The sequence below is a fragment of the Candidatus Gracilibacteria bacterium genome, from assembly GCA_010119145.1.
Lineage (GTDB): Bacteria > Patescibacteriota > Gracilibacteria > BD1-5 > UBA6164 > JAACSU01.
Map to the genome: position 1 here is coordinate 195,773 of JAACSU010000007.1, position 18,637 is coordinate 214,409.

General features: G+C 30.5%; 20 protein-coding genes. 13 read left to right on the plus strand and 7 right to left on the minus strand.

The annotated features are described in order from the left end of the window. Window positions 1-9: 9 nt before the first annotated feature. From GW846_01385 to GW846_01405, 5 genes are all read left to right on the plus strand, one after another. Window positions 10-972 carry a DNA adenine methylase gene (locus GW846_01385; protein NDK09411.1) on the plus strand — a complete coding sequence of 321 codons (963 nt, stop codon included), beginning with the start codon at window positions 10-12 and terminating at the stop codon, window positions 970-972. A gap of 11 nt (window positions 973-983) precedes the next feature. Next, window positions 984-2,702, plus strand: a complete 1,719-nt coding sequence (locus tag GW846_01390; GenBank protein NDK09412.1) for a DUF262 domain-containing protein — start codon at window positions 984-986, stop codon at window positions 2,700-2,702. A gap of 83 nt (window positions 2,703-2,785) precedes the next feature. After that, a complete protein-coding gene (locus GW846_01395; protein ID NDK09413.1) occupies window positions 2,786-3,631 on the plus strand; it encodes a GIY-YIG nuclease family protein in 846 nt (281 codons plus the stop codon). A gap of 9 nt (window positions 3,632-3,640) precedes the next feature. Then, complete coding sequence (locus tag GW846_01400) at window positions 3,641-4,264, plus strand: hypothetical protein (protein ID NDK09414.1); 624 nt, start codon at window positions 3,641-3,643, stop codon at window positions 4,262-4,264. Window positions 4,265-4,534: 270 nt separating this feature from the next. Continuing rightward, complete coding sequence (locus tag GW846_01405) at window positions 4,535-5,344, plus strand: RNA methyltransferase (protein ID NDK09415.1); 810 nt, start codon at window positions 4,535-4,537, stop codon at window positions 5,342-5,344. Window positions 5,345-5,361: 17 nt separating this feature from the next. On the opposite strand, the gene GW846_01410 is transcribed toward GW846_01405, so the two are convergent. Together GW846_01410 and GW846_01415 are read right to left on the minus strand one after the other, a co-directional pair. Continuing rightward, window positions 5,362-5,772, minus strand: a complete 411-nt coding sequence (locus tag GW846_01410; protein NDK09416.1) for a hypothetical protein — start codon at window positions 5,770-5,772, stop codon at window positions 5,362-5,364. Window positions 5,773-5,899: 127 nt separating this feature from the next. Then, entirely contained in the window at window positions 5,900-7,015 is a 1,116-nt protein-coding gene (locus GW846_01415) for a hypothetical protein (GenBank protein ID NDK09417.1), read from the minus strand. Between the two features lie 147 nt (window positions 7,016-7,162). Between GW846_01415 and GW846_01420 the strand changes: the two genes are divergently transcribed. From GW846_01420 to GW846_01430, 3 genes are read left to right on the plus strand one after another with little or no spacing between them, the layout of a single operon-like run. Beyond that, the gene (locus GW846_01420) at window positions 7,163-8,527 is read left to right on the plus strand and encodes an NAD-dependent succinate-semialdehyde dehydrogenase (protein ID NDK09418.1); all 1,365 of its coding nucleotides are present in this window, start codon (window positions 7,163-7,165) and stop codon (window positions 8,525-8,527) included. A gap of 10 nt (window positions 8,528-8,537) precedes the next feature. After that, window positions 8,538-9,311 (plus strand): sterol desaturase family protein, encoded by a 774-nt coding sequence (locus GW846_01425; protein NDK09419.1) that lies wholly within the window; start codon window positions 8,538-8,540, stop codon window positions 9,309-9,311. A 35-nt stretch (window positions 9,312-9,346) separates the two neighbouring features. Then, complete coding sequence (locus GW846_01430) at window positions 9,347-10,072, plus strand: ABC transporter ATP-binding protein (GenBank protein ID NDK09420.1); 726 nt, start codon at window positions 9,347-9,349, stop codon at window positions 10,070-10,072. A gap of 49 nt (window positions 10,073-10,121) precedes the next feature. Here the strand turns inward: GW846_01430 and GW846_01435 are convergent, their stop codons facing one another. Continuing rightward, on the minus strand, window positions 10,122-11,339 hold the full coding sequence (locus GW846_01435; GenBank protein ID NDK09421.1) for a hypothetical protein: 1,218 nt from the start codon (window positions 11,337-11,339) through the stop codon (window positions 10,122-10,124). A gap of 15 nt (window positions 11,340-11,354) precedes the next feature. Next, complete coding sequence (locus GW846_01440; GenBank protein NDK09422.1) at window positions 11,355-11,903, minus strand: tetratricopeptide repeat protein; 549 nt, start codon at window positions 11,901-11,903, stop codon at window positions 11,355-11,357. 136 nt (window positions 11,904-12,039) lie between these two features. On the opposite strand from GW846_01440, the gene GW846_01445 reads away from it, so the two are divergent. Continuing rightward, a complete protein-coding gene (locus GW846_01445) occupies window positions 12,040-13,374 on the plus strand; it encodes a ribonuclease HII (GenBank protein NDK09423.1) in 1,335 nt (444 codons plus the stop codon). A 33-nt stretch (window positions 13,375-13,407) separates the two neighbouring features. On the opposite strand, the gene GW846_01450 is transcribed toward GW846_01445, so the two are convergent. The 3 genes from GW846_01450 to GW846_01460 are packed head-to-tail and all read right to left on the minus strand — an operon-like array spanning window position 13,408 to window position 15,668. After that, entirely contained in the window at window positions 13,408-13,872 is a 465-nt protein-coding gene (locus tag GW846_01450; GenBank protein ID NDK09424.1) for a hypothetical protein, read from the minus strand. A gap of 9 nt (window positions 13,873-13,881) precedes the next feature. Continuing rightward, on the minus strand, window positions 13,882-14,580 hold the full coding sequence (locus GW846_01455) for a hypothetical protein (protein ID NDK09425.1): 699 nt from the start codon (window positions 14,578-14,580) through the stop codon (window positions 13,882-13,884). 53 nt (window positions 14,581-14,633) lie between these two features. Next, the gene (locus tag GW846_01460) at window positions 14,634-15,668 is read right to left on the minus strand and encodes a glycosyltransferase family 4 protein (protein NDK09426.1); all 1,035 of its coding nucleotides are present in this window, start codon (window positions 15,666-15,668) and stop codon (window positions 14,634-14,636) included. A gap of 142 nt (window positions 15,669-15,810) precedes the next feature. Here GW846_01460 and GW846_01465 point away from each other — a divergent pair, with 142 nt between their 5' ends. The 4 genes from GW846_01465 (at window position 15,811) to GW846_01480 (ending at window position 18,163) form a co-directional block, all read left to right on the plus strand. After that, a complete protein-coding gene (locus GW846_01465) occupies window positions 15,811-16,065 on the plus strand; it encodes a hypothetical protein (protein NDK09427.1) in 255 nt (84 codons plus the stop codon). 8 nt (window positions 16,066-16,073) lie between these two features. Continuing rightward, entirely contained in the window at window positions 16,074-16,502 is a 429-nt protein-coding gene (locus GW846_01470) for a hypothetical protein (GenBank protein ID NDK09428.1), read from the plus strand. A gap of 100 nt (window positions 16,503-16,602) precedes the next feature. Continuing rightward, on the plus strand, window positions 16,603-17,754 hold the full coding sequence (locus tag GW846_01475) for an HD domain-containing protein (protein NDK09429.1): 1,152 nt from the start codon (window positions 16,603-16,605) through the stop codon (window positions 17,752-17,754). Window positions 17,755-17,815: 61 nt separating this feature from the next. After that, complete coding sequence (locus tag GW846_01480; protein ID NDK09430.1) at window positions 17,816-18,163, plus strand: hypothetical protein; 348 nt, start codon at window positions 17,816-17,818, stop codon at window positions 18,161-18,163. Window positions 18,164-18,637: the final 474 nt, after the last annotated feature.

Here is an 18,637-nt window from a genome sequence, read left to right on the forward strand (position 1 = left end):
ACAAAAATTATGTATTATCCTCTTCCATACTATACGAGATTTGCCCAAGTTTTTGGATACAACTCTTTTGTTGTGAAGTCTTGGTGGGAGCATAAACGCTTTTCTAGTATTCAAGAAGCTAAGATTTTTTTTGAAGAAAACCAAGAAATCATAAAAGCGAAACCATTCATTAAATGGGTAGGAGGGAAGAGACAACTTATAGCTCAGTTTCAAGATCTTTTTCCAACTGACTTTAATAACTATCACGAGCCATTCCTCTGAGGATGAGCTGTATTTTTTAATCTCCAGAAAAAACAAAGTTATCTCTCTGATCTTAATTGAGATCTCATAAATCTCTATCAAGTTATACAAAAACACCCTAAGAAACTCATTGCTTTTTTAGAATCAGAGGAAATTTCAAAAGATAGATTTTTAGAGATGAGACTCTGGGATAGAGAGGATAACTATGAAAAAAAATATTCAAATATAGAGAGAGCAGGACGATTTATGTACCTCAACAGACTTGGATTCAATGGTCTCTATAGAGTAAATAGTAAGTGACAATTCAATGTTCCTTATGGAGCTCACAATAATCCAGATATTGTTCAGCGAGATAATATTCTTGCAGCATCAAAGCTCCTGAATGAAACATGAGCTATTATTAAGCATCAGAGTTTTGAAAAAGTGGTTGAACAATCTGAGAAAGATGATTTCGTCTATCTCGATCCTCCTTATGATGTCCTTTCAGAGACTTCCAATTTTACGAGTTATATCAAAGAGGATTGTGGTACAGATCTTCAGTATAATCTAGCGCAAGTCTGTAAAGATTTAGATAAAAAATGAGTGAACTTCATGATGTCCAATCACGATACTCCACTTATCCGAGAGCTCTACAAGGATTTTACGATTCATATTGTGAAAGCTAAAAGGAGTGTGAATTCTAAAGGGACTGGTCGTGGGAAGGTTGATGAGGTTGTAGTTATTAATTATTAATTATAAATTTTATGAAAACTATAGAATTTTTTGCTGAGGCTAGAAGGTTTGAATGAATTATAAAGAATCATAAATTTTCTATTCCTGATTACCAAAGAGATTATTCTTGGCAAAAAAAACATGTTGAATCATTAATTACTGATTTAGAGTCTTCAAGAAAAAATAATATGAGTCATTTTATTTGATCTATTGTATTAGCAGGATGAAAAGATGATAAGGAAATTTTTGTCATTGATGGTCAACAAAGACTTATAACAATATCGTTATTAGTTGCATCATTTTATAAAATATGTAACGAACTGCCATTAAAGAATCCTGATTTAGAAGAAAGAAAAAATGAATTAAGGTCCTCATTTCATTATTATTTAACTAGTGAAGAAAAAGCAAAAAAGATAAATATTATTAACATTAGCAGAAATTCAAATGAGCTTTATTCAAAATTAATAAATGGAGTCAAATATTCTAATGATAATTTAAGAGAAGAAGAAAAACTCTTTATTAAAAATTTTAAAATTATTTATGATTCATTTAAAAAGAATCTTGATAAATATAAAGATGAAGAGTTAAAATTAGATTTTATTGCTGAGATGCTAGAAGTTATTGAAAATATTTCTATTATTCCGATATATGTAAATAATGAGTATGACGCATACACAATATTTGAAGTTTTAAATGATAGAGGTCTAGATTTAAATATTTGAGATTTACTAAAAAATTTATTATTTAAAAAAACTTCTAGTGAAAATAAAGAGAAAATCAAAAAGCTATGGGATGAAATGATTATTGTATTAGAAGAGTGAAAAATTACGATTACTCAGTTTATACGTCACTACTGGATTTCAAAAGTAAAGTTTGTTCGTGAGAAAGAATTATATGATGAACTTAAAGATAAAATTAAAAATTTAAGTGATAAAGATATATTGGATTTTGTTACTGAATTAGTTAATTCTGCAAAAAATTATAAAAAGATATATGTTCCTCAATTAGATAATTTTTCTTGAATCTATAAAGGAAAGAATATTTTTACAGTATTGGAATATATTGATAAATTTAAAGTTAAACAATGTTACCCAATTATTTTAGTTTTATATAACAAATTTTTATCTTGAGATATTTCAGCAGATAATTTTGAGAGATATTTATTTGAAATTGAGAAATTTAGTTTCATATATATAAAAACTGATCTTTCCCCATCAAAAATTGAATGATATTACTCAGAATATGCAATCAAAATTTCAAATGCAAATAAATGAGAAATTGATGAAATTTTTACTAACTTAATTCAAGAATTAAGTTCAGAATTAATATCTATTGATATAAGAAAACTATTTGATTCATTAATATATGTAAAAGATGGAAATAATAAGTTATTAAACTACGTACTACAAAGATTAGAATTATGAAAAAATAAAGAGTTTAGTGTAAATGGAAATACAATTGAACATATATTTCCAAAATCTGATATAGAAAATTTTGAAAAACTTTTTTGAACAGATTTTGAAACAAGTCACTTTTTACTTAATTCAATGTGAAATCTAACTTTATTAACTTCAGATGATAATGAAAGCTTATGAAGTGAAAAAGATTTTATTAAGAAAAAAGAAATATATAAAGAGTCAAGAATTCAATTAACTAGTTGATTGAATGAATTAAATTTCTTTTGATTAAAAGAATTAAAAGAAAGACATTTAAAATTATTTAATAGTTTTGAAAAAATATGGAAGATTTAAATCTTATTACTTTTTAATCCCTCACATCTTCTTTCACCCCAACAATCTCTATTTTCATTTTATAAAGATTAGCTAAAAATCTTATGGATAAAACACTACAAATCACATTTTATAAAAGTGAAACGAACTGAATTAAAATTCTGGAATTTTCTAGATGAGAAATTATTGGTTTTTTTATTCCTAAACTTCTATTTAGTAATGAACTTTTGAAAAGCAATTATTTTGAAAATATTATTACAAATTCATGAGTTTATTTCTTATTGTGAGAAGAAATATATATAGGCCAAGCTTTGAATATTTTTGAACGATTGAAAGGTCATATTAGAGAATGAAAAAAAGAATTTAAAGATATAATTTGTTTTACAACTAGTAATAATTCTTTTGATGAATGAGACATAAATTATTTAGAAAAATCTATAATTTCGCAAGCAAAACAAAATAGTGATATGAGTTTGATGAATCTTAATATATGAAATAATACTAATATTAGAAATTTCAGAAAGTCCGATTTAGACCAATATACAGATGAAATTAAATTCATACTTAATATACTTGGATCTAACTTCCTCGAAAAAACTAGAGAAAAGAAAATTTCTAATGATGATTTTTTTTATATTGATTCAAAAGAAACAAAATGAAAATTAATTCTTGATGAAAAATGATATATTGTTGTATCTGGTAGTTTTTGAAAAGATAATCAAAAACCTTCAATGACTAAGAGTTATATAACACTTAAAAACGAATTAATAGAAAAGGGGATAATTCAAAAATTTGATTGAAAACTTATGTTTACAAAAGATTATATATTTACATCTGCATCTGCACCTGCTCAAATTTTGTTATGATACTCTGTTAGTGGTCCACAAAAATGGAAGTCAAAGGATTGAGTTACACTATGAGATTATGAAAGAAGTAAATTTATTGATTAAAAAACAATTATGCCAAATCAACTTTTTCTGTTAAAAAATAAGGATTTTATTCGTTGGTGTTATGAAGCAGCTACTGAAAAAAGTCTTATAAATGCTTCTAGCTGAAAAGTCCTAAAAGAGTTTGCAGATATAGAAAAATGACTGTGAAATATTTGGATATGAGCAGAGTGAGAACATAAACAATGGACAACTCGCTTATGTCAGGAGGCAGTCAGAGAAGTCTTGATCTCTTTATGATATAAGAATGTTAAAAATTCTCGAAAACTTAAATCAACTGTTCGAAATAAATGATATGATCCAGATTTAGAAAGTGATGAAGCTGTTTGGGAAGTAAAAGGAAGATGATGGACTACTCCATGAACAGCTTGAGAAAAAATCTTAGGTACACCTATGAAATATTCTGAACTTCCTGAATTATATTGAAAACCTTTAAAAATTGTTTTAGTTTGATACCAAGAATATGAAGCAAAACATCATTTTGCTTGTTGAGATTTAGTTGATGAATTAGGTGGTAGAACGAGACAACTTTGAGAGATAATAGATTTTTATAAAAACAAAGGAATAGAGTATGTTGCTTTCACAGATCTATTAACAAGAGCATGATATCCATATGGTTGTTGGGAAAATAATTAATTTATAGATTTGTCCCTGAAAATGGACTCCTAGTGTTATTAGCAGGTATTTTAATATTTTCCTTAATTGGATTAATTAGTTTAACTAATAGAAATATGAAAAATCCTAAAACATATATTAAAAAGACACTTCTCTGCACAAAATTTCTTTGAGAATGATTGATAGTAAATGGTATATCTGCTAATTGGGGTTAAGTTTATAAAATAATTTGTTATAAATTAATAATTGTATATATTATGTATATAAAATATATACTTAAATAGATCTTATATGCCTAAAAAGAAACAACTCAAACTCCCACCAGAAGAATTCGATTGGGAATGCTCTACAGTCTGGAGTTTTCCAAGACGTGGAAACTGGATGACACATAATAGTAAATATCGTGGGAATTGGTCACCTGAAGTGGTGAGAAATCTGATACTGAGATATACAAATGAGTGAGAGAATATCCTTGATCCGATGATAGGTGGATGAACGACTGCAATTGAAGCAAAACTCCTAGGTAGAAACCTCATATGTTATGATATTAATCCAGAAGCGATAGCTCTGACAGAAAGTTTTCTTGATTTCGAAGATGTCTGACTTGATATGATAAATGCTTCTCTAGAAGAACACCATCTCAAGAAAAAAAAGTGGGGTAAGATAAAAGTAGTTCACAGAGATGCTACTGAAAAAAATGAAGAGCTCAAAGATGAGAGTCTAGATTTTATAATGATGCATCCTCCATACGCAGATATAATAAAATACAGCGATGGAATTGAATGAGATTTGTCCCATATTCATGATATTGATAAATTTTGTGATGAGATTGAAAAGGTAGCTCATGAAAGTTTTCGATTACTCAAACCTTGAAAATATTGTGCAGTTCTCATGGGAGATACAAGAAGAGAAAAGATGTATCAACCTATGGCTTTTAAAGTAATGGAGAGATTTTTAAAATCAGGTTTTGCTTTGAAAGAAGATATTATAAAAGTACAGCATAACTGCAAAGCAACAGGATTTTGGAAAAAGAGAAGTGAAGAATTTAATTTTCTACTTATCATGCACGAGCATCTATTTATATTTAAAAAACTAAAATAAAACTCCATCAGGAGCTTTTATTTTTTGAATCGATTTATTATTTCCTCATGCTTATAAAATACTACATTTCTGAGAGTTTTATAAAAATCTAGTTCAGATGATGCTTGTACTTGCATATTCTCTAGATATCTATCAATTTGTCTGAGGAGAAATTTGCATTCAAAGATATTACAACTCTGTAATTGAAACTCTATTCTGAGCATAAAATCTGAATTGGTTCAAAAGTGATTATTTTCTATGATATTTTGATAAATTCCCTCAATGAGTTGAGAAATATATTGGTATCAAAGTTCATTGAGTCATAACAAACAGTAATCTATGGCATGTACAAAAGAATTCTTTGTTTGTATAAGTTTAGTATCCTTAGAATCTACTTGTTCTGATAATCTATCCTGTATTTTATGAAACTGAATAATTTTTCAAGACATATTTATACTATATTTTAATATTTTGTCTTAGTATACTATTTATTTTTGCTTCTGAGTCAAAAACTTTGGCATAATAAAACCCCTCTGATGAGGGGTTTTATATTTTATATACCTATTATTATATGAATTATTCAGCAGGCATAAGTACAGTGTCTATTACAAATGTTACTCCGTTAGAAGACATAACATCTTTTGTTTCAACCATAGCTTCACCGTTTACAGTGATCATTCCGTTAGCATCAACGTTAAACATAAGTTTTTCACCATTTACTGTAGTGAGCTCAAGCCCATCAGTGATATCAGCAGAAGTATAAGAACCAGCAACTACGTGATATGTAAGAATATCAGCAAGTTGAGCTTTATTTTCAGCCATAAGAAGTGTAGTAACCGTTCCGTCTGGAAGTTTTTCAAATGCAGCGTTTGTTGGAGCAAATACTGTAAATGGTCCTTCACCTTCAAGAGTCTCAACGAGTCCAGCAGCTTCAACAGCAGCAACGAGAGTTGTTACGTTGCTTGCATTCATAGCATTTTGAACTATGTTTTTACTTTCAACCATCATAGCACCACCAACCATTACACCATCTTCGTTATCCATCATTTCATCGTCATCCATCATTTTGTCATCATCCATCATTGCTGAAAGATTGAACTCAGTGTATGATCGAGCTGCTGTTTCAAAAATCCATGATCTTTTTGCGTTAGCTCCAAGATCGATTTGAGAATCTATAAGACCTTCTGATTGAGCTTTAGAGCTATATCCAAGTCTCCAATCAGCGTTAGCGTCTCTTTCAATTCCTTTTACTTGCATGATCATTTTTAATGATTCAGCTTCAGTAATGTTATCATCTGGTCTGAACATATCATTGTTTGCGATAAATCCAGCTTTTAAAGCTGCTTCAGCATATTTACATCCAAAGTCAGAACTGTCTAAATCTGAGAATTCACCAGTACAAGAATCTGTAACAGTTTGTCCAGAAATATTCATAGCTACTTTAATCATTTCTCTTCGTGTAATTTCAGAACCTAACTTATACATTTCTGTATTAGAAGATTGATCTACAATTACATTTTGATTCGCGAGAAAATTAGCACTTACTACAGCTGCACTAGATGCAGATACGTTAGTAGTAGCAGATACATTAATAACACTGTCATTCAAAATTTCTTCTGCAGCATACGTAGATGCCATTGTTCCTGCAAATGGTACAAGTGCCATGAGAGCAACTGCTTTTTTATAATTCATATAATAGTTTTAGTAAATAAAAGCACACGAATTGTACAATACTTATGTAAGAGAGATGTAAGCTTTTGAGAGTTTAAGAGCAGCCTACTCTTGAACTTATTTATATTAACCTTATTATAGAGCGTGTAATAATTTCTAATAAAAAATATGACAACACTCAAATCAATAAATCCACACAACGGAGAAATACTTAAAACATTTGAAACATTTTCAGATGAAATAATAGAACAAAAAATACAACAAGCTCACACAACATTTCTCACTTGGAAGGATGTGAGTTTTGATGAAAAGAAAAAGCTGTATCATAATCTTGCAGGTGAAATAGAAAAAAATATAGAAGAACTCGCAACACTTCAAACCCTTGAAATGTGAATGGTATATAGTCAGTCATTAGCAGGTCTAAAAAATACAGCCCACCTCGCAAGATGGTTTGCAGATAACGCGCAGACTCTTTTACAAGATGAATCTTTTGAAAGAGACGGAGAAGCAGGCAAATTTGTATATGATCCACTTGGAATCATATTTGGGATTGCTCCGTGGAATTTTCCATTTAATCAGGTACTCAGAGCAGCTATTCCAAATACCATTGCTTGAAATACTACGGTGTATAAACATGCCTCAAATGTTCCTCAAGCCGGTGCAAGAATAGAGCAACTTTTCACTGATGCGTGATTTCCAGAAGGGGTTTATACGAATATGTTTATAGATTCGAGTAAAAGTGAACAAGTTATATCACATAAATATGTTCGAGGGGTTAATCTCACCTGAAGTGAAGGAGCAGGGAAATCTGTTTGAGCTCTTGCTTGAAAATATTTGAAGCCATCAGTTTTAGAACTTGGGTGAAATGACGCATTTATCGTCGCACATAACGACAGAATCAAAGAAATAGCAGAACAATGAATGAAAGCGAGAATTGCGAACAATTGAGAGAAATGTAACTCATCAAAGAGATTTATTGTGCTCGAAGAATATTATGATGATTTTGTGAAATACGCAAAAGAAGCAATGAATAACTTCAAGGTTTGAGATCCAATGCTTGAGGCTACAGACCTAGGGCCTCTTGCTCGTCCTGATCTGAGAGATGAAGTACACGAACAAGTTCAAAAGACTATAAAGCAATGAGCGAGACTCGTAATTGGTTGAAATAAAATTGAATGAGAAGGGAACTATTATGAAGCAACAATTTTAGCCGATGTAAGCTCTGAAATGACTTCCTATAATGAAGAAGTATTCGGTCCTGTCGCGACTATTATAAAAGTAGCAGATATAGAAGAAGCTATTAAAGTAGCAAATGATTCTGACTTTTGATTATGCGGGTGTGTGTACTGAGATGATGAGGAAGAATTGAAATATGTAGCAACTCATGTACATACAGGAATGATGTTTATCAACAAACCATCTGGATCAAGAGCAAGTCTCCCATTTTGAGGAGTAAAACACTCTGGATATGGAAAAGAGAATGGTCCAGATGGACTGAGAGCATTTGTGAATAAAAAAGTAGTAATGTATTAAATATAAATCAATGCTTGAAAATCTCTACCTTATCAACCTGTGAGCTTTTGTTGGCTGAATCATAATATTTTGAATTTCAGAATATTTCTTTCGCTATAGAATGCCAACTGATTCAACCGGAAGTAGATGGTGAGAAAATTTTTCCATGACAATTGTAAATACTCTCATCATTAGGTTTTTATTTTTTGTAACTCCTATTTCAGTAGTACTCTATGCTGCTGATAATAATTTAGGTATATTCAATTATTTTGATATTCCAGAGTTTTTTGCTGGTATTTTCATGTTTTTACTGCTTGATATGATAATATTTCTGGAACATATTATGTTTCATAAGATTCCGTTTTTTTGGAAATTTCATAGTGTGCATCATTCAGACCTCGATATGGATTTTACAACGGCACTGAGATTTCATTTTGGAGAAGCTATTTTTTCTTCTCTGACTAAGATACTCTTTATTATCACTTTTTGACCTCCAGTATGGTCCGTGATAGCTTTTGAAGTGGTGCTCAATGTGTCTGCTATGTGGAATCATAGTAATATCAATCTCCCAAAAAAACTTGATAGGCTCGTATCTAAAATAATAGTGACTCCAAAATTTCACGAAGTACATCATTCTCAAGACCTCAGTGAAAGTATGTCAAATTATGGATTTTTTCTCTCTATTTGGGATTATATGTATAAAACATATGTACCGCATCAACGAAAAATAGCGAAGTTAGGAATGAAAAATCAAAATAAAAGATACAATCTCAAAAAACTTTTACTTTTGAAAACAGATAAGTAATATTAGCTTCATAAATATAGCTTTATCACCAGTATATGCCAATTCTAGATGTAAAAAATATAACAAAAACACTCGCTAAAAAACAAGTTCTTCATGATGTGAGTTTCAGTGTCGAAGCTGGAGAAATATATGGATTTCTCGGGCCAAACGGAGCAGGGAAGACGACAACAATGAAATCGATTCTGGGGCTCATAGTACCCGAATCTGGATCTATACATATACTTTGAAGTGAAGGACTTTCCATAGAATCAAAAAAGAGGATTGGTTTTATGCCAGAAAATACCTATCTCTATAAACATCTTACTGGAAGAGAATTTTTACATTTCAATGGTTCTTTTTTTTATAATAAAGGAAAAGATCTTGATGACAAAGTTGAAGCACTATTACAACGAGTTGGTTTAGGTGAAGCTTGAGATGCATACCTAAAGAGTTATTCAAAAGGGATGTTACAAAGAGTTGGGCTCGCTCAATCTATTATAAATAACCCAGAGTTATTATTTCTCGATGAACCGATGAGTGGACTTGATCCTATTGGACGAAAAATGGTAAAAGATCTTTTGGTTGAACTGAGAGACGCTGGAACTACTATATTTTTTAATACTCACATACTTGCCGATGTAGAGAGTATCTGTGATAGAGTGAGTATCATAAATAAATGATATATTATTATTGAAGGTCAAAAAGTGAGTGAACTGAAATGAAAACTCGAAGACTTTTTTATAGAAAAAGTAATCGAACATAACGAAGTTCTCAAAAAATAATTATTCACAAAAAAAAAGAGCATTCTCTGAATGCTCTTTTTTTTTGTATCTATGAACTGATGTATCAGAGATTTTTGATAGCTGTTTTGAGTGAAATACTCAGCGTGTCGTGTTCTCGAGATATGAGATGATTACTTTCTCTGAGAAGCACAAACATATCCAGTGGTATTTTTTTAATATCCTCTATACTAATTGATTTCATGCAATCAAGAACCAAACTCATATCCTCTTGAACAAACTCAATAGTATTAAGCATTCTAATATCGTGTTTTGCGTATGAAAAGTTTTGTAGATACTCTGCGATAAATACATTATTTCATCCACCACCTCACACGAAAAAATACTTCGGACAGATAATATCTCATAACATTTCTTTTAGGGTAATTCAAAAACTCTCTCCCCAAATATTGAGAAAATTAGCCTTTTCTAATTGAAAATATTCATCATTATTAAGTTTTGATATAATTGCGGCTCTAGTTTCATCATGATGTTGAGAAATTTTATTCACGAGATCATTAATCCCAATTCATATCTTGGAAATAGCGACTACTTCATCATCAACTTTAAGTGAAATACTTGTTTGCGTGGCTCAAATATTTATAATTACGATATTTTTTTCTTGAAATATTTTAGTAATACAGTACTCAGTCGGGAGTATTTTATATATTTTTTTTCAAACAACATTTCCAATTTGAGCGAGGAGATTATGTTTTGAACGTGGAATAAATGCGTTAAGAAGTGAAAACCGTAGATGTTCTCAGGTTTTTCATATTACTTTTTTTTGCTTCATTCCATCTATCGTGACACTATTTACTCGACTCAGTATAATCTGAATATCCTGTGGAGATAATCCGTAGAGTCTATCTACTTCACTGGCTAAATGTTTAAGACAGAGTTTTTCTACAGATTGCATAATAGTCTCAAGCTCTTCTTTTTGGAGGGTATTATGCGGAAGTTTTCGTTTATAATTTATTTTTTTACTTGAGAGAAAGAGCTCTCCAAATGGATAGTTAATAACTATTTGATCCAGTTTTATGTCACATGATTCTTCGAGTTTAGCTATACTTTCTGCAATATTTTCACATAAGGCTGGTAAGTTGCGACATTCTCCATTGGAAAAGAAGCTGATATCCTGTCTTTTTTCAGTATATCAGAGAATCTTAATTTCTTTATTTTTAAAAGAAGCAGCACAAACACGGAGTTTGTAGCTGCCTATATCTATGATACATAGTATTTTTGAGGGGATATTTTTTTTTGTAAAAGCCACGGATAATTTTGGATATTAAATATGAGTTGTTGGTGATTTACCTATTTTTTTCAAAAGCTTATTTCAAGCTGCGACATCTCAACTCCCTATAAGTGCCATAGCGAGATCTTCAGTAATGAGCTCGTCCTCTGGTGAGATATTGAGCGCTCTTCTGAGAATAATAACTCCACGTTCGTGTTGTTTTGTCATAGTATAGGCCCAACCAAGGTTTCTGAGAACCTCAGCATTATTTCAAAAGAGTTTATTAGATTTTTCTAAGTAACTAATAGATTCTGTGAGTTTATCTTCTGATAATAGGATAAATCCTTTCAGATAGTTTCACGTTGCTGATTCACTATTAAGCGTGAGAGCAAAATCAAGAGCAGCGAGTGCTTTTTCACTTTCAGAACTAAAAAGATATATATCAGCAAGTTCTTCATAAAGTCTGTAATCACTTGAATATTTTGATATAGTTTTTTGTAGCAGTTCAATTGCTTCGGAGAATTTTTTATCAGCTTTGAGTGCTTCAACTAGAAGTATAATTTTTCGAACCTCGTCCATATATTTTTTTGCGAGAATAAACACAATGTAACCTGTATATAGTAAATATTTATTGTAAGAAATCAAACAGTTTTTCTCATATTTTTTCACAAATTATACTTGTATATTTGACTGACTGCTTATACTATGCACAGATATATATTACACAATACTACAAGTGATGAAAACTAAAATTAAGATTTGAATCGATGAAGCGGGTCGTGGTCCATGGGCTGGGCCTGTTGTTGCCTGCGCTCTCGCTTGGAACTCAAATACACCTCCAGATAAAGAGTTTATTAACTTAGTCAATGATTCTAAAAAGTTAAGCAAAAAAAAGAGAGACGAACTTTACCTAAAACTCATAGAATATTCAGGGGAAAATAAATTATTTTTTTGAGTCGGAGTCGTTGATAATTTTGTCATAGATACTATCAATATCAGACAAGCTAATAAAGAAGCTATGAGAAGAGCACTTGTAGAGATTTTGAGAAAAATACCAAAAGATTTTACTGATGTATCAGTCGTTATCGATGGAAGAGATAATTATGTGTTTGAAGAATTAGATCAAAAACCACTGTATATAGTAGGATGAGATGCTAAGGTTTCTGAGATAGGAGCTGCGAGTATTATAGCAAAAGTATTCAGGGATAAACTCATGGATCAGTACGCAACACTCTATCCACATTTGGGTTTAGAAACGCACTCTGGTTATGGTACAAAAAAACATTCAGATGCACTTCAAACTATAGGAGATGTATCAGGAATACACAGAACATCCTATAAACCAATCAAAAAAGTACTGGAGTACAAAGAATCAGTACTTGTACATATTTGTTGTGGCCCAGATGCAACGGTCCCTCTTATGGATTTAAAAGACGAATTTGAAGTGATAGCATATTGGTATGATCCAAATATTCAACCTGTTGCAGAGTATGAAAAACGCTATGATGCCTTTGTGAAAGTTTGTGAGATTGAGTGAGTGAAATACATCAGATGAGAATATGATGTAAAAAACTTCTTTAAAAAAATAAAATGACTCGAATCTACTCCAGAAAGAGGAGAGAAATGTACTGAGTGTTATGATATGCGACTTGAGCGAACAGCGAAACTCGCTCGTGAAATGTGAATCTCTAAATGGACGAGCTCGCTTAATAATTCTCCTCATAAAGACATGGAAAAGATGTTTGATTTAGGTGAAAAATGGGATTCTAAATCTACACTTTCTCAACAATTAAGCGAGGATGAACGTAAGCAAGCTTCAGAAATACTATGAGTAAGTATCGACGAATTAATTCAAACTGGAGAAAAAAAAGACAAAGAAATTGCTGCCTGAGGCATCAAAAAAAATCTAGAATTTCTCAAACTTGCGTTTCGAAAAAACTGAGGTTTTCAACGAAGTGTAGACTATACCAACGAGCACGATATTTTTAGACAAAACTACTGTGGTTGTGTGTATTCTGATACTTTTCCTGGAAGCCCTAGAAACAAAACTGCGAAGTGAGGATTTAGTGGATAAATATAAAAAAACTCTGAAATTTTCAGAGTTTTTTTATATTTCTTCGAGTTTTCCTGTATCAGACAAATCATGATACTGAAGTTTTCAGCCAGAGCTTTGAGCTAATGTTCTGTTGGGATTTTTAGCAGAAAAATAATGGTATCATTTTTTTTCTGGAAATCTTGTATGATAATAATTGAGATATTTATTATATAGCTCTACAATTTCATTTGATTCTTCTAAAGTATATCATCGATAATTAAAGAGAGGTTCAAATAATTCAATCACTTCTCTACAAAATAATTCTTCCTCAACTATTTGATTAGTTTCGGTTTCTTTTAACTCATCTCATAATTTAAAAGAAAGAATTTTTGAAATTAAAGACGTGATTTTTCTTCATGATTTTGAAATATCAGAACTCTCATGGTTCAGCATGATAATATGAAAATGCAATATATCGATGATATCAGAGACATTAGCTTTTGTATTGATTTCTCATGGTACTAGTGTTTTATTCATATAATTTGGTTAGATTATTCCTTTTACTGCAGATATATTGAAACTATAGTTCATTTTAAGTCCTCAGATAATTCAAATATATCCTGTGATATTATCTATTTCTATTGGTTTTAAGATAATGGTATAATCTTTGAGGTAGGGAAGTATATTTTCCTCTCCTATATAAATATTTACTCCAGGATGTGTAGAAAAACTCTCGATAAAATTTGAAAAATTGGGCTTATCCTCAAGCATTCTAAGGAGATGAAAAATATCATCTCAGAGTCTTTTATGATTTCGTTCTAAAAATTGAGCGACTCCAGAATATTCGATTACTTTTTTTTCTGGCAAGACAAAAAATGCTATTTCCTTCGTGTTTTTTGCAAGATTGTACACGACTCAGTGAATAAACTCAGAAAATTCTCTCAAATTCGTGAGAGGTATATGATTATTTTTGGCTTCGAGAAAGTACTCTGGAGTATCCTGCATGAGATAACTTACAAAAGCCCGAAGTCATTTTGCAGTTGGGAGTCTCCCAGCTGAATTATAGGGTTGATAAATTAGTTCAAGTGTTTCAAGACGTGACATATCTCATCTGACGGTAGCGCTACTTACTCATAAATCATATTTTTTGAGGAGAAGTTTACTTCAGAGGACTTCTCAGGTTTTTATGTATTCTTCTATGATTATTTTGAGGATATCAATGTTTCTCTGCGTCAGACTTGCCATAGCATATATCTAGTGAATAATTTGATGTATTATATGCATTTTACCGTAATTGACTAGTTTTTCATCTCTACAAGTCTCATAAGTTCTTTTGCAGATTGAGCAGAGTTAAAAATATCATGTAAATGACTATAATCTGGAGTTTGTCATTTAGAAAGACCTCAAATTATAATATCAGTCATTCCATAGAGTGATAATGGATCGAGATAATAAATACTCTTTCACATTACTTCTTTAATACTATTTATATCATTTGCAAAAATAGGTACATTATAATGAAGTGCCTTAGAAAATGAAAATGGAAAAGATTCATAAATACTTGAAAATATGACTCAAGCTGCTTGTTTATAATACGAGGCTTCAAGTTCTTGAGGAGCTGCTCAGAGAAAGATAATATTTTGACTGATACCATATTCTAATGCTTTACTTCTAATATCTAGATCCTGAATGGTGTCATCACAAAGTATAATAATAGAGAGAATGACTCATGAGTCTGATATTTTTTTTATAGCTCTCAGTATTCTCTCAAAGTTATGATGGAGTTCATTTCCAGAATCATAAATGAGGTATTCTCATTTCAAATTATGCTTGAGTTTAATATCAGTTTCAAGTGAAGAATGTGTTGAAATATTGAGTTTGGGGAAAAATCAATGAATCTTTTCAATTTTATTTTCAGAAACATTGAGTTGTTCATTGAGCTCTAAAGCAGTTTGTGTGTCCATTACAATAGCTTTTTGAGAGTGAGCTATTGATTTTTGAAGCGTATGCTTATAGAGTTTACGCGAAATAAATTTCTTTTTTGGGAAAAATACTTCTTTTAAACTTTCTATAATTATAAATGCATCTCAAGAGTATCAAACAGGAGTTGGGACATCAAAACAAATAAGAAGTCAGAGTTTTTCTGCTTCAAAAAGTTTTTTTATTTGAACATCTTTCACATACGGTAGAATATTTTTAGGGAAATCACTTTCTCTATATACCACTATTGTATGCTCAGTATTAATCTTAGCAAATGCTTCAATGAGCTCATCTACATAAGCTCTATAATATATGCCATCATCATATATACGAGCATCAATTCAAATTTTCATAATTTGTTTGTTTAAGTTGTCATTATTTTATAAAAAATAGATGCAGAAGCAAGTATGAGCGATTATAAAAATATTAAAAATTTAATTGACAATTATTAATTATTAATTATATTAATTATAATATTTTTTTATAATAAATTTTATGCAAAATGAAGTTCCAAACCTCCCGAGAGAATGAGAGCTAATTTCTCCTTGAATACAAGATGTTGTGCTTATAGGTGAAATAGTAAAACAGCAAATTAATATTATGTGAGGAAATGACTCAGAAACAAATCATATAGATTCAATTGTTATCAAAGCGAGAAAATGAACTATGAATCTTACAGATGCTATACTAAAATTACAAGAAATACCAAACTTAAAACATTGAAATGGTGGACATTGATTAGAATGATAAAAAAAATTATGAATGAACCATTAAAATACCCTAATTCAAGCCTCATTGATAAGTATGTTCCAATAGTAGAGCGAATTCTTTGAACACCAGATTCTGAAGTATCCTTAAGTCTTTGATTTATCAAATCAATTAAATTGAGAATCAGGCAAGCTCAAAAAAATGAAGAGCACATACTTAGAGCATTTAGAGCCCTAATTGCTATGAATTATGTCATCAACAATATAGAAAAAGTTAGCCAAGAGGCTAAAATCTGAATCTGAATTGAGCAATGAATTCAAAGTTGAATTTGAGTTTATAATATATTTCAAGCTGATACTTGATTATCTCATCCAGATATTGAAGAGCTCACTTTGCAGATAGAAAAGCTGAAAACTAATGAGCCAATGATTCAATTACGACAAAACAGTGCTTCTAAAGTCTGAAACTTGTTGTGATAAAATGACATAATTAAAAAATAAAATCCCACTTGGGATTTTTTTATTTTTTTGTAATATAGATTTCAAATTGCAAATTCGTATACTCTAACAACCTAAACCCATGGTAGGTAATACACTGAGGCTTATGCTCACTCGAGGACTTTCTATTATTAGATGGAATAATTTTCCAAGAGTTGTAGATATTAAACAAATGGATAATGTTGGAGCAACACTTCATACCGCATTATTTTTAGCGTATGATGAAGAAAAAATATCATGAGAGAGTATAGATACCCTGTATTTGATGAAAAAAATAATTTTCACCTCACTGGCTGATCTTATTTTATCAGATATTAATTCTGGTACGAAGTGATATATCAAGAAACTGAGTCCAGATATTTTTGATGAACTCTACGAAAAAGCCTATGATTATTTCTTGCAAAGTGAAGCCCCAGAAATACTGAAACGAGATTTTAAAACTACTCTTACGAGAACGGATAGAGAACTTGAAGATACCATTTATTTTGCTGCAAAAAAATACGTGTGATATTATGAGGGATCAACGAACTCGAGAGTATTTCCAGATATGTATGAGGTACCTATGGGAGAGATGAAAACAGAGCTCAAAAAGCTGGCAGATAAACTCCCAAGTTTAAAAAACCTCATGAACTCAAATGATTCAGAAAAATACCTCTCTCATATATACAGGCTCAGTTTTTCTATGAGATGGAATCAATACGGAAGAAATACTCCTATTTCAGTGATGAGTCATAAAGTAGTGGTTGCATATATATCATACATCATAGGTATGATTGGAAATCAAGAGTGAGAAGAAAATGATATCAAAGATATGCTCTACAGAGCAATTTATCACGATGTTCCAGAAGTTATTACTTGAGATATTATTACTCCAACTAAAAAAGCGGTTCCTTGATTTGTAGAATTACTGGAAGAAGTAGAAAAAACGATGATGGACGATTATCTCTTTGGATATATAAGCCCTGAATATAAAAACTTTGTATACTCATATATTTTAGAGCCATTTGATGGAGAGTCAGGGAAACTGGTGAAATACGCTGATATATTTTCAGCACTGATTGAAGCAAAAGTAGAGGATAGAATAGGGAATCAATTTTTCCATGAAAAATATCAAAATATTCTTGCTCATATCTCACATATCAATCATCCAGGAGTAGAATTTCTCCTAAAAGAGATACTATTTTACTTTGATTCAAACTCGGATGATAGTATTAGACCAAGTTATGATTCTTAGATTCTTCTTACATATGATTCATACTATATTGTATTGAATTTAAAATATAAAAAATTAAATAATGCTCTATATAGCTCTCACATTTTTATCTTGAATTGTATCAGGACTTATGTCAGTATGGTTTCGTAATAGAGAACTCAAAAACAAAGTCATTTTGATGCATCGACAATTTTTTTCACAAATAATATTCTTTTTAATTTTTATGTACGTATTTAGTTTATATTTCACTTCTGTGACGATAGACTTGTGATTTGTGGAACTAAGTTGGGCATTTATATATGTTTTATTTTCTACTTTTGGATACTATCTTATTCAAGTTATGTATGAACTTATAACTTGAAATAGTATTTTTGCAGGCCAAGATGAAATAGAAGCCTATATACATAAACTCGAAGAAGATAATAGATAATAAAAAAGCTCTCAAATATTGAGAGCTTTTTTTAAGGCTTTAACGTGAATGATAACAAGACGAATACTTGCTGAAATTTTATAAATATTTATTCTTTCAGAATTCCCGTAGAAGCGAGTAAATCATTGCGTTACGTAAAATATATGAATAAAATGTAAGTAAAAAGAAAGAAAAATATAATATATAATATCTGATGTACAAATTTCTAACAATAAAAAAACTCTCAATGATTTGGAGAGTTTTTAATTTGTTTTAGTATAAATGAAAATGAGTACAAGACAGATATTTGTCGAAATTGTAGAATTATATTCTCTCGATATGTCCCATAGAAGCGAGTAACTCATTTCATGTACAGGTATAATAGTGATTGATTGTAAAAAATAAGTAAGAAAAATATCAATTATGTGAGTCTCGTTTATTTGCCTTCAACGCAACTTTGTTTACAATAAAGAAAATGATTTTTAAGATAATATT